Source organism: Streptomyces sp. NPDC087215 (genome assembly GCF_044744885.1).
Taxonomy (GTDB): domain Bacteria; phylum Actinomycetota; class Actinomycetes; order Streptomycetales; family Streptomycetaceae; genus Streptomyces.
Genome location: NZ_JBIUZD010000001.1, coordinates 210,414 through 222,331 on the forward strand (window position 1 = coordinate 210,414; position 11,918 = coordinate 222,331).

The 11,918-nt window shown below is 72.2% G+C and carries 10 protein-coding genes; 6 read left to right on the plus strand and 4 right to left on the minus strand.

Going from position 1 to position 11,918, the window contains the following annotated elements; all coding sequences use genetic code 11:
- The first annotated feature begins 132 nt into the window (after positions 1-132).
- From xylA to ACIO92_RS00900, 4 genes are all read left to right on the plus strand, one after another.
- On the plus strand, positions 133-1,302 hold the full coding sequence (gene xylA / locus ACIO92_RS00885) for a xylose isomerase (RefSeq protein ID WP_402280583.1): 1,170 nt from the start codon (positions 133-135) through the stop codon (positions 1,300-1,302).
- 169 nt (positions 1,303-1,471) lie between these two features.
- Positions 1,472-2,188 (plus strand): (Fe-S)-binding protein, encoded by a 717-nt coding sequence (locus tag ACIO92_RS00890; protein WP_366440785.1) that lies wholly within the window; start codon positions 1,472-1,474, stop codon positions 2,186-2,188.
- A complete protein-coding gene (locus tag ACIO92_RS00895; RefSeq protein WP_402055949.1) occupies positions 2,185-3,624 on the plus strand; it encodes a LutB/LldF family L-lactate oxidation iron-sulfur protein in 1,440 nt (479 codons plus the stop codon). The genes ACIO92_RS00890 and ACIO92_RS00895 overlap by 4 nt, the downstream gene beginning before the upstream one ends.
- Positions 3,621-4,259 carry a lactate utilization protein C gene (locus ACIO92_RS00900; protein WP_401236141.1) on the plus strand — a complete coding sequence of 213 codons (639 nt, stop codon included), beginning with the start codon at positions 3,621-3,623 and terminating at the stop codon, positions 4,257-4,259. Before ACIO92_RS00895 ends, ACIO92_RS00900 begins: the two co-directional genes overlap by 4 nt.
- Positions 4,260-4,387: 128 nt before the next feature.
- On the opposite strand, the gene ACIO92_RS00905 is transcribed toward ACIO92_RS00900, so the two are convergent.
- The 4 genes from ACIO92_RS00905 to ACIO92_RS00920 all read right to left on the minus strand — a co-directional run bounded on the left by ACIO92_RS00905 (position 4,388) and on the right by ACIO92_RS00920 (position 7,642).
- The gene (locus ACIO92_RS00905; RefSeq protein WP_366440782.1) at positions 4,388-5,422 is read right to left on the minus strand and encodes a glycoside hydrolase N-terminal domain-containing protein; all 1,035 of its coding nucleotides are present in this window, start codon (positions 5,420-5,422) and stop codon (positions 4,388-4,390) included.
- Positions 5,423-5,809: 387 nt separating this feature from the next.
- Positions 5,810-6,268, minus strand: a complete 459-nt coding sequence (locus tag ACIO92_RS00910; RefSeq protein ID WP_366440780.1) for a pyridoxamine 5'-phosphate oxidase family protein — start codon at positions 6,266-6,268, stop codon at positions 5,810-5,812.
- 153 nt (positions 6,269-6,421) lie between these two features.
- On the minus strand, positions 6,422-7,102 hold the full coding sequence (locus tag ACIO92_RS00915) for a hypothetical protein (RefSeq protein ID WP_402280580.1): 681 nt from the start codon (positions 7,100-7,102) through the stop codon (positions 6,422-6,424).
- Positions 7,103-7,642, minus strand: coding sequence for a SigE family RNA polymerase sigma factor (locus ACIO92_RS00920; RefSeq protein ID WP_402280578.1), 540 nt, complete (start codon positions 7,640-7,642; stop codon positions 7,103-7,105).
- 969 nt (positions 7,643-8,611) lie between these two features.
- Between ACIO92_RS00920 and ACIO92_RS00925 the strand changes: the two genes are divergently transcribed.
- Positions 8,612-10,150 (plus strand): cellulase family glycosylhydrolase, encoded by a 1,539-nt coding sequence (locus tag ACIO92_RS00925; protein ID WP_402055961.1) that lies wholly within the window; start codon positions 8,612-8,614, stop codon positions 10,148-10,150.
- A 16-nt stretch (positions 10,151-10,166) separates the two neighbouring features.
- On the plus strand, positions 10,167-11,900 hold the full coding sequence (locus ACIO92_RS00930; RefSeq protein ID WP_402055963.1) for a glycoside hydrolase family 6 protein: 1,734 nt from the start codon (positions 10,167-10,169) through the stop codon (positions 11,898-11,900).
- Positions 11,901-11,918: the final 18 nt, after the last annotated feature.

Consider the following 11,918-nt stretch of genomic DNA (forward strand, 5'->3'; position numbering starts at 1 on the left):
CACCTCCGGAGCTTCTCGGCTCCGGGGCTTCGGGGCTCACCGGGGGCTGGCGCCGTGGGACGCCGTGGCGTATGACTGGGCGAGATTAGTTATCCCAGAAAACAAATCGCTGCGCCAGCAGGAGGACCCGCCGTGTCCGAGTGTTTCCGCCCCACCCCCGAGGACCGTTTCACCTTCGGCCTGTGGACCGTCGGCTGGCAGGGCCGCGACCCCTTCGGCCACGCCACCCGCCCCGCCCTCGACCCGGTCGAGACGGTCGAACGGCTCGCCGCCCTCGGCGCGTACGGCGTCACCTTCCACGACGACGACCTGATTCCCTTCGGCGCGTCGGACGGTGAGCGCGACACGGCCGTCGAGCGGTTCCGCGCGGCCCTCGACCGCACCGGTCTCGCGGTGCCGATGGCGACCACGAACCTCTTCACCCACCCCGTCTTCAAGGACGGCGCCTTCACCGCCAACGACCGGGACGTGCGCCGCTTCGCCCTGCGCAAGACCCTGCGGAACATCGACCTTGCCGCCGAGCTCGGCGCACGCGTCTACGTGGCCTGGGGCGGGCGCGAGGGCGCCGAGTCCGGCGCGGCGAAGGATGTGCGGACCGCCCTCGACCGGATGAAGGAGGCCTTCGACCTGTTGGGCGAGTACGTCACCGAGCAGGGATACGACCTGCGGTTCGCGATCGAGCCGAAGCCGAACGAGCCGCGCGGCGACATCCTGCTGCCGACCGTGGGGCACGCGCTGGCGTTCATCGAGCGCCTGGAGCGTCCCGAACTGGTCGGGGTCAATCCGGAGACGGGTCACGAGCAGATGGCGGGGCTCAACTTCCCGCACGGCGTCGCACAGGCGCTGTGGGCGGGCAAGCTCTTCCACATCGACCTGAACGGCCAGTCGGGCATCAAGTACGACCAGGACCTGCGCTTCGGGGCGGGTGATCTGCGCCAGGCGTTCTGGCTGGTGGACCTGTTGGAGACGGCCGGGTACGAGGGGCCGCGCCACTTCGACTTCAAGCCGGTGCGGACCGATGGCGCCGACGGGGTCTGGGAGTCCGCGAAGAACTGTATGCGGACCTATCTGATCCTCAGGGAGCGCGCGGCGGCCTTCCGCACCGACCCGGACGTCGGCCGTGCGCTGGCCGCCTCCCGGCTGCCGGAACTGGCCGTGCCCACCGCGCCCGACGGTCTCGCCGGTCTGCTCGCCGACCCCTCCGCGTACGAGACCTTCGACCCGGACGCCACGGCGGCGCGCTCCATGGCGTTCGAGCACCTCGACCAACTGGCCCTGGAGCACCTGCTCGGCGTCCGCTGAGCCCGGCCCGGCGGAACCCGGTGCGGCGCCCGGCCCTGCCAGACTACGCACCGCGCGCCGAACACACCGCCCGGCCGGTCCCGCACAAATCCCGTCCCCGTCCCCGTCCCCGTCCCCGTCCCCGTCCCCGTCCCCGTCCCCGTCCCCGTCCCCGTCCCCGAGGAACCGTATGCGTGTCGCTCTCTTCGTCACCTGCGTCAACGACGCCGTCTTCCCCGCGACGGGGGTGGCCACCGTACGGCTCCTCGAACGCCTCGGCGTCGAGGTCGACTTCCCCGCCGCGCAGACCTGCTGCGGGCAGCCGCAGTTCAACACCGGCTACCGCGCGGAGACCGAGCCGCTGGTGCGTCGCACGGTCCGGGCGTTCGAGGGGTACGCGTACGTGGTCACCCCCTCGGGTTCCTGTGCGGCGATGGTCCGCCACCACTACCCCTCGTTCGGCGCGCGGGCGGCGGAGCTGGCCCCGCGCGTCCTGGAGCTGACCGAGTTCCTGGTCGACGTGCTGGGCGTGACCGACGTGGGCGCGTACTTCCCGCACCGGGTGACGTACCACCCGTCCTGTCACGGGCTGCGGCTCCTCGGACTCGGCGACCGGCCCCGGCGGCTCCTGGCGGCGGTCAGGGGCCTGGAGCTCGTGGAGCTGCCGGGCGCGGAGGAGTGCTGCGGCTTCGGCGGCACCTTCGCCGTGAAGAACCCCGACGTGTCGGCCGCGATGGGCGCCGACAAGATCGCCCACGCGCTCTCCACCGGCGCCGGGGTGCTGTGCGGCGCGGACAACTCCTGTCTGCTGCACGTGGGCGGGATGCTGGACCGGCAGGGAGCCCCGCTGCGCACGGTGCACCTGGCGGACGTCCTGGCGAGCACGGAAGAGGAGCCCTGGCGATGACGGAGCAGCGGACACCCGGCACCTTCGTGGGTATGCCCGCCTTCCCGGAGGCGGCGCGGGCCGCGGTCGGGAACACGACGCTGCGCGCGAACCTGCGGCACGCGACCCACACGATCCGCGACAAACGGGCGCGGGCGGTGGCCGAGCTCGACGACTGGGCCGAACTCCGCGCGGCGGGCAAGGCGATCAAGGATCGGACGCTCCGTCACCTCGACGCCCATCTCGTCCAGTTGGAGGAGTCGGTGACCGCGGCGGGCGGAACCGTGCACTGGGCGGCGGACGCCGCCGAGGCCAACCGGATCGTCACCGGACTCGTCCGGGCCACCGGCGAGACCGAGGTCGTCAAGGTCAAGTCCATGGCCACCCAGGAGATCGGGCTCAACGAGCATCTGGAGGCCGAGGGGATCGCCGCCTACGAGACGGACCTCGCGGAGCTGATCGTGCAGCTCGGCGACGACCGACCCTCGCACATCCTGGTTCCGGCGATCCACCGCAACCGGAGCGAGATCCGGGACATCTTCCGCGAACGCATGGGCCGTTGGGGCCGTCCGGCACCCGAGGGCCTCGGGGACGACCCGGCCGAACTCGCCGAGGCCGCCCGGCTGCACCTGCGGGAGAAGTTCCTGCGGGCGAAGGTGGGGATCTCCGGCGCCAACTTCATGGTGGCCGAGACGGGCACCCTCGTCGTCGTCGAATCCGAGGGCAACGGCCGTATGTGCCTGACGCTTCCGGAGACCCTGATCTCCGTCGTCGGCATCGAGAAGGTCGTGCCGACCTGGCGGGACCTGGAGGTCTTCCTCCAGACCCTGCCGCGCTCCTCGACCGCCGAACGGATGAACCCGTACACGAGCACCTGGACCGGCACGACCGACGCCGACGGGCCCTCCGCCTTCCATCTGGTGCTGCTCGACAACGGCCGCACCGACGTCCTCGCCGACGAGGTGGGACGGCAGGCGCTGCGCTGCATCCGCTGCTCGGCCTGTCTGAACGTCTGCCCGGTGTACGAGCGGGCCGGCGGCCACGCGTACGGCTCGGTCTACCCCGGGCCCATCGGCGCGATCCTCACCCCCCAACTCCGGGGCACCGCGAGCGAGATCGACGCCTCCCTGCCCTACGCCTCCACACTCTGCGGAGCCTGTTACGAGGTGTGCCCGGTCGCCATCGACATCCCCGAGGTCCTGGTGCACCTGCGCACCCGGGTCGCCGAGCGGGGCGGAAAGGGACACCGGCTCGAACGGGCCGCGATCCGCGTCTCGTCCTGGGTGCTCGACCACCCGGCCGTCCTCGCCACCGTCGAACGGCTGGCCTCCGCCACCCGCGCGCTGCACCCGGAGCGGCTTCCCGGACCGGGCGCCCGCCAGTGGTCCGAGCACCGGAATCTGCCCGAGCTGCCCGCCGAACCGTTCCGCGACTGGTGGAAGAAGAACCGCGCATGACCGACTCCCGCGCCCGTGTCCTCGCCCGGATCAGGGCCGCCGTCGCCGACGCGCCCGAAGCCCCGGACGTCCCCAGGACCTATCGTGTCCGCCACGGCACGGAGAGCCCCGACGCGCTCCTCGGCCTCCTCCACGAGAACCTCACCGAGTACCGCGCCCACGTCCACCGCACCGCGCCCGACGGCCTCCCCGGGCTCATCGCCCGGCTCCTGACGGAACACGGGGTCCGTACGGTCGTCGTCCCGCCAGGACTCCCCGAGAGCTGGCTCGCCGGGACCGACGCCGAGCGCCTCACCGACACGCCCCGGCTCACCCCGTACGAACTGGACGGCACCGACGCCGTGGTGACCGGCTGCGCCCTGGCGATCGCCGAGACCGGCACGATCGTCCTCGACGGCGGCCCCGGGCAGGGCCGCCGTGCCCTCACCCTCGTACCCGACCTGCACCTCTGTGTCGTCCGGGCGCCGGACCAGGTCGTGGCATCCGTCCCCGAGGCGCTCCCCCGGCTCGCCCCCGAACGGCCCCTGACCTGGATCTCGGGCCCGTCCGCGACGAGCGACATCGAACTCGACCGGGTCGAGGGGGTCCACGGGCCCCGCACCCTGGAGGTCGTCCTGGTGACGACGGAAGCCTGAGACCCGGCCCGCCGGGGTCAGGAGTTCGACGTCGGCGTCCCGGTCGGGCCGGAGGACCGCCTCCGTGTAAGCGTCCGTACCCGTACTCGTACCCGGGCTCGTACCCGGGCTCGTGCTCGCGGGGCAGGTCACCGAGCGGGCGTGTCCCACCCGCCCGTCCACGGTCCGGCCGAGGAGGAGAGCAGCCGGTGGCGTTCGGCGGCGAAGAGACGTTCCAGCAGGGCCGGGCTCCCGGGGCGGCGGAGCAGCTCGGCGCCGGACAGGACGCGCTCGGCCGGGTCGGCGCCGAGGTCGAGGGTGACACGCCGGTACGCGGGGCCGTGCAGGGCTGTGTGCCGGGCGCGCAGCCGGGCGTGGAGGACGTCGAGCGGGCCGGGGGTGACCGGCCGCGTCCGGGACGTCGGGTCCGGCCCGGTTCGGAACGTCGGGTCCGGTCGCGCACCGGGCGGGTCGGCGAGCAGCGCCCGTAGCGCTTCCGTCTCCCTCTCCGTCCCGGGGTCGCCCCGGTGTCTGAGGACACGGGTGAGGAGCAGCAGTCGGCCCGCGCCCTCCACCCGGACTCCGGTGGCGGTGAGCGTGGTGCGGCCGGTGTCGGTGCGGAGGAGGGTGAGGCCGGTGTATCCGAGCGGGCCGTCGGGATAGCGGGCCCGCAGGGTGAGGACGGTCTCGCGGCGTGCGGTGGCGATGCCCCGCTCCGAGCCGAGCCAGGAGGGGGCTCCGGGAAACCGGTGGTCAAGGCTGATCTCGACGGCGGGGCCCGGCGCGGTGACGTACTGGACGAGGACGTCGTCGGCGCGCGAGACGAAGACCTCGCTGCGGCGTTCACCGCACTCACCGGAGACGACCCCGTCGCTGAAGTCCACGGACCGGCGGACGGGCACGGCGGGGCCGCCGGGCGGGCGCAGGACGCGGGTACGGAATCCGGGGTGGAGCTGCCGGGAGAGGAGCGACGCCCGTTCCCCGGCCGCCGCGAGCGGGGCCTGCTCCTCGGGAGGGGTCTGCCCGGCGGCCGGTTCTTCCGGGCGTACGAGGGTGTGGTGGGTGACGGTCACCCGGTCGTCCTCGGGGTCGCCCAGGACCAGGGCGCCGTGGCGGCCGTTCCCCACGGCGTAGGCGTCCTCCCAGCGTGCGGCGGGGGCGGGTTCCCAGGTGCCGTGGATCACAGGTGCTCCTCCGTCGGATCTCGGGGCGGGGCGAGGGCCGGGCGGTGGCGGCGGAGGACACGGTTGCCTCCTTCCGCGCCTCGGCGTGGGGCCGGGCCGTCTCTCGGCTCCTGCGGATCGGGCAAACAGCCGAGAGACGGCCCACGTCTCAGTCGCCGCCGCCCGCGCAAAGGTTGCCGCCGTCCGAGAATCCGCCGCCGCGAGGAGCGGACCGGCCGTGGCGCCCACGTTTGAGCCGACTCCCGGCCCCGGCCCGTCGCTCCGGGGTCCGCTGTCTCAGACCCACCGCCCACCGCCCGCCGCACACCCCGAATCCCGCCCGCACCGCTGTCCGTGCTCCGGCTCCCGGGCCGGGCGGGTCAGACCGGGCGAGTCAGATCGGGCGGGTCAGACCGCCCAGACCCCGTCGGTCATGAGCCTGCGTCCGGTGATCTCGGGCTCCTCGTGCCAGGCCTCCACGGTGGTGGGGCGGACGCGGAACCAGGCATATGCCGGTCCCGAACCACGCGGATCCCAACCGGACTTGGCAGCGAACGCCTCGATCGCGGCGACCGGCACGTCCTCTCCCCGGAAGGTCGTCACCTCGCCGCCGAGAAGCACCACGTCCCGGGTGTGTCCCAGCGCGAGACGAGCGTGTCCGCCGGCGCCGAGGTTGCGGCCCGTGGGGTTGGTGGGCCGGGTGCAGAGCCAGATGTCGGTGCCGTCCCAGAGGAAGGAGAGCGGGACGAGGTACGGGAGTCCGTCCGCGCTCGCCGAGGCGACCCAGATGTCGGCCTCCCCCGTCAGCCGGTCGAGGAGGTCCTTCTTGCGCTGTTCGGGTCCACGGACCGTCGGAGTGTTCGTCATGCCCCCGAGCCTATGGCCCGCCACCAGGGCAGAGCCGGAGGACCCCGCCGGGCGCCGCGCGGCCGGGCGCCGTACCCGCCGTACCCGCCGCATGTCGGCCGGACACGATCCCGGCCCTCGTCGCACGCACAACCGCCCCGCGAGTCCCACCGGTCACCGTGCCGCTGCCGTCCGGAAGCCGCCGCGCAGGGTGGACCGGCCGCCGTCGGTGCCGGTCAGGACCACGGTGTACGAGTCGGCCCGGAAGTCCCGTACCCCTTCGGCGTGGTTGTACTGGCCCGCGAAGACATGGGAGCCGGGCGGGACCGTGCGGCCCGGTTTCAGGATCCAGCGGTAGACCAGGTGACCGGTCTCCTCGGTGAGCGTCTCGGTGAAGTCCTCGGCGGGACGGGTGCGCCAGTGGCCGGTGCTGACGACACCGGGGGTGCGGGCGATCCGGAGTTCGACGAGGACTCCTTCGGCGGGCGCGTCGGTCGTCAGGGCCAGGTCGCTCTGGGCCCACCAGCGGTTCCCGCCCGCGTCGACGGTGCCGGTGGCCCGCGCGCCGGGTCCGGTGGAGGGTACGGGCGGCACGGCGGCGGGGCCGGGTTGCGGGGTGGTGGGCCCGGTCGCCGCGAGTCCGCCGATGCCGACCGCCCCTCCGATACCGACGACCGCCGCGACGGTGACGGCCACGAGGACTCCTGTCCGGCGGAGTCCGGACGGGTTACGGGAACGCCGGGAGGCTGACACGGCGAGGCCGCGTTCGACCCGGGCGAGGATACGGGCGTGGTCGGGCCGGTGGGCGAGCGCCGCCTCGCGCAACTCCCGGCGGAGTCGTGGCTCGTCCGTCAATCAGTGCCTCCTCGTGGCGAGTTCGGCGGCGGCGCGGGAACCGAGCAGCCGCTGGAGTTCCGCCATTCCCTTGGCCGTCTGGCTCTTGACCGTGCCGACCGACACGCCGAGCGCGAGCGCGGTGTCGCGTTCGGAGAGGTCGAAGGCGTGCCGGAGCACGACGCAGGCGCGCTTGCGGAAGGGCAGGGCGCGCAGGGCGGTGCGGACATCGAGCACGGCGGGCACGTCCGGGCCCTCGGTGTGTTCGGGGCGCCTGTCCCAGAAGGCGGCGATCCTGCGCCGTTCCCGTACGGCGCTCCGGGCGCGGGTACGGGCGAGGTTGGCGACGACGCCCCGGGCGTAGGCGGCGGGGTGGTCGGCGGCGCGGGCCCGGTCCCAGCGGTCCCAGAGGGCGAGCATCGCATCGGCGGCGAGATCGTCGGCGGCGTCGGCCTCGCCGGTCAACAGATTTGCGAGACGGGAGAGTTCGGCGTAGTGACGGGCGAAGAAGAGTCGGAACTCGGCCTCCGCGTCGCCCTCTTCAGGGTCCGGGAAAGCCACGTCGGCCCCCGGGGCCGGGAGCAGGGACGGGAGGGCGGCACCGGGTGGCGTCTCCGAGAGTGACCACGTGCGTCCTCCTCGACTGTTCCCGGCACCCCGGACGCGTGTGCCTACCGCCGGGATCAAGGCCCTGACCCTAGGCGGCGGTTCGAGGCACTGTCCAGACGTGCGGTTCCTGGGTGCGGACGACATGGGGACCCGGACCGGCACTGGCCAGACAGGGAAAGCCTCACGGCGATCGTTCCAGTGAAGCTGGATCACCCCGGAATTCTCCGGCCCCATTCGCGGCGGACCATCGCGGTGGCGCCGGGTCGGGAAGGATTCCGGGCCGGAGGTCCGTAGGCGCCTCGCGCTCGCCCCCAGCCAGTCCCGCAGGGTGACCGCTGTCCCATCGGCCCGGCGTACGAGCCCACGGCCGGGGCCACGTCCGCACGTGTCAGGGCCGGTGGTACGGAGGGACGGGCGCGGTGTCGTTCGTGAGGCAGGTCTCGGCAGGTCCGTGACCGGGGCGGATGCGCCTGTACGGCGGATGTCCTCGGCCGTACGGCCGCCGGGGCGGTGCCGACGGCTGAGGACCGGTCGCCCGTGGTGGCGACGAACCCGGAGCGCCGACAGGTCCAGCGAGAGGGAGAGCACGGCGGCCAGGGCGGTCGGTCGTCCGCGCGGTCGCCCTCCGGGGCGGAGGCATGGGCATCAGGGGTGGTTCTCCTCGCGGCTCGTGAGGTCGGGGGAAGCGAAGAGCGGAAGTGTCCGGGGAACAAGCTCTGAACCAGTGGGAGCGCTCCCACTGTGCAGCGAGGAGGCAGGGGCGTCAAGACACGTGAAGAGTCGAAGGCAATCGACGGGAAATTTACTCGACCCCTCTTTTGCTTGGCATCAGTTGGCGCTACGGTCTGCCCCGACCAGTGGGAGCGAATCCGTCCGGTCGGCACACCGTCAGAGGTGTGCCCTCGCTGCGAGGACTCGCTCATGCGCCATCCACCACGCCTTTCCGCGCTGCTTTCCGGAGCAGCGCTCACCACGGCGAGCACCGCCCTCGCCCTCATGGGTACGGCCTCAGGAGCAGCGGCCGCACCCGTCTGCACCGTGGAGTACGCGGTCGTCGGCCAGTGGGCAGGCGGCTACCAGGGTTCCGTCACCGTCACCAACGAAGGCCCCGCACTGGGCGGTTGGAGCCTGGGCTTCGGCTTCCCGTCCGGCCAGACCCTCAGCCAGGGCTGGGGCGGCAGATGGTCCCAGTCCGGGACCGCCGTCACGGTCGTGAACGAGAGCTGGAACGCGGCGCTCGGCACGGGCGCGAAGGTCTCGGCGGGCTTCATCGCCTCCTGGTCGGGCGCCAACACGGCACCCACCGCCTTCACGCTCAACGGCACACCGTGCGCCACCACCCCGGCACCCACACCCACCGGTCCGACCACCCCTCCCACCACTCCCCCGACCACCCCTCCCACGACCCCGCCGACCACTCCCCCAACCACACCCGCCCCGGTCTCCGGCGCGCCCGAACTCACCGTGTCCGGGAATCGGTTCACCGACCAGAACGGCGCCACCCGACGCCTCCTCGGCGTCAACCGCTCCGGCGGCGAGTTCATGTGCGTCCAGGGGCACGGCATCTGGGACGGCCCCGTGGACGACGCCTCGGTCAGGGCCATCGCCGACTGGAAGGCCAACACCGTCCGCATCCCCCTCAACGAGGAGTGCTGGCTCGGCCTGGACAACGTCAGACCCGAGTACCGGGGCGCCTCCTACATCGCCGCGGTCAAGGATCTGGTCGGCAGGGTCCTCGCGCACGGCATGACGCCGGTGGTCGAACTGCACTGGACGTACGGCCAGTACACCGGGAACTCCTCGGGCTGCGCGGACGTCCACGCGACCTGCCAGAAGCCGATGCCGGACGCCCGGTACACCCCGGACTTCTGGACCTCGGTGGCCGACACCTTCAAGAACGACAGAAGGGTCGTCTTCGACCTGTTCAACGAGCCCTATCCGGACCGGGCGACGCCCACCGCGGCACAGGCCTGGTCCTGCTGGCGCGACGGCGGAACCTGCCCCGGCATCGGCTACGAGGTCGCGGGAATGCAGGACCTGGTGGACGCCGTCCGCGCCACGGGATCGAGGAACCTCGTCCTCGTCCCCGGTCTCGCGTACTCCAACGACCTGAGCCAGTGGCTCACGTACCGCCCCACCGACCCGGCGGGCAATCTGGCCGCCGCCTGGCACGTCTACAACTTCAACACCTGTTCCGACGAGACGTGCTGGAACAACACCCTCGCCCCGGTGGCCGCCCAGGTCCCCCTCCTCGCGGGCGAGATCGGCGAGAACACCTGCGGACACGGATTCGTCGACCGCGTCATGAAGTGGTTCGACGACCGCGGCCTCTCGTACCTGGGCTGGACCTGGAACACCTGGAACTGCAACTCCGGTCCCGCACTGATCAGTTCGTACGACGGCACTCCCACCGCATTCGGCATCGGGCTGCGCGACCACCTGCGCGCCCTCACCCCCTGAAAGGACCACATCCCGCATGAGCCGCACCAGTCGCACCGCCCTCCTGGCGGCCCTCGGCCTCGTCACGGCCACCGGCGCCACCGCCACCGTCCTCGGCACGGCGAACGCAGGCGCCGTCACTCCCGGCTGCAAGGTCGACTACCAGGTCACCAACCAGTGGAACACCGGCTTCGGCGCCAACGTGACCGTCACCAACACCGGTGACCCGGTGGCCGCGTGGACCGTCGAGTGGTCCTACGCCGGGAACCAGCAGATCACCCAGGGCTGGAACGCCACGATCACCCAGTCCGGCGTCGCGGTCACCGCGAAGAACGTCTCCTACAACGGGACCCTGGCCACCGGAGGCTCGACGTCCTTCGGCTTCAACGCCTCGTACAGCGGCACCAACGCCGTCCCCGCGGTCTTCCGGCTCAACGGGATCGTCTGCAACGGCACCACCGAGCCCACACAGCCCCCGACCACCCCTCCCACGACCCCGCCCACCACACCGCCGGCGGGCAGCAGAGCCGACAATCCGTACGCCGGGGCGAAGGTGTACGTGAACCCCGAGTGGTCCGCCAAGGCGGCGGCCGAGCCCGGCGGCAGCAGGATCGCCGGACAGCCCACCGGCGTCTGGCTGGACCGGATCGCCGCCGTCAACGGCTCCACCACCTCCATGGGCCTGCGCGCCCACCTCGACGAGGCCCTGCGCCAGAAGGGCTCCGGCGAACTCGTCGTCCAGCTCGTCGTCTACAACCTGCCCGGCCGCGACTGCGCCGCCCTCGCCTCCAACGGCGAGCTGGGCCCGACCGAGATCGGCCGCTACAAGACCGAGTACATCGACCCGATCGCCGCGATCCTCGCCGACCCCAAGTACGCGGGCCTCCGGATCGTCACCACCGTCGAGATCGACTCGCTGCCCAACCTCGTCACCAACGTCAGCGGACGCCCGACCGCCACCGCCAACTGCGATGTGATGAAGGCCAACGGCAACTACATCACCGGTGTCGGCTACGCGCTCAAGAAGCTCGGCGCGATCGGCAACGTCTACAACTACGTGGACGCGGGCCACCACGGCTGGCTCGGCTGGGACGACAACTTCGGCGCCTCCGCCGAACTGTTCCGGCAGGCGGCCACCGCCGAGGGCTCCACGCTCTCCAACGTCCACGGCTTCATCGTCAACACCGCCAACTACAGCGCCCTCAAGGAGGACCACTTCAGGATCGACGACAACGTGAACGGCGTCTCCGTACGCCAGTCGAAGTGGGTCGACTGGAACCGGTACACCGACGAACTGTCCTACGCCCAGGCCATGCGGACCAGACTCGTCTCGCTCGGCTTCGACAGCAACCTCGGAATGCTGATCGACACCTCCCGCAACGGCTGGGGCGGCACCGCCCGTCCCACCGCGGCGGGCCCCACGGCCAGCGTCGACACCTATGTCAACGGCGGCCGTTACGACCGGCGCATCCACCTCGGCAACTGGTGCAACCAGTCCGGCGCCGGACTCGGCGAACGGCCCCAGGCCGCGCCCGCCGCGGGGATCGACGCGTACGTCTGGGTGAAGCCCCCGGGCGAGTCCGACGGCTCCAGCAAGGAGATCCCGAACAACGAGGGCAAGGGCTTCGACCGGATGTGCGACCCGACGTACACGGGCAACGCCCGTAACGGCAACAGCATGTCGGGGTCGCTGCCGGACGCCCCGATCTCGGGCCGGTGGTTCTCCGCCCAGTTCCAGGAGCTGATGAAGAACGCCCACCCGGCGCTGTAGCGCCCCACCGGGACCCGT

What these genes read in the sequence shown, in the direction of transcription:
- ACIO92_RS00930 (WP_402055963.1), top strand. Translation starts at nt 10,167, where the DNA reads ATGAGCCGCACCAGTCGCACCGCCCTCCTGGCGGCCCTCGGCCTCGTC.
- ACIO92_RS00890 (WP_366440785.1), top strand. Translation starts at nt 1,472, where the DNA reads ATGCGTGTCGCTCTCTTCGTCACCTGCGTCAACGACGCCGTCTTCCCC.
- ACIO92_RS00895 (WP_402055949.1), top strand. Translation starts at nt 2,185, where the DNA reads ATGACGGAGCAGCGGACACCCGGCACCTTCGTGGGTATGCCCGCCTTC.
- ACIO92_RS00925 (WP_402055961.1), top strand. Translation starts at nt 8,612, where the DNA reads ATGCGCCATCCACCACGCCTTTCCGCGCTGCTTTCCGGAGCAGCGCTC.
- ACIO92_RS00910 (WP_366440780.1), bottom strand. Translation starts at nt 6,268, where the DNA reads ATGACGAACACTCCGACGGTCCGTGGACCCGAACAGCGCAAGAAGGAC.
- ACIO92_RS00900 (WP_401236141.1), top strand. Translation starts at nt 3,621, where the DNA reads ATGACCGACTCCCGCGCCCGTGTCCTCGCCCGGATCAGGGCCGCCGTC.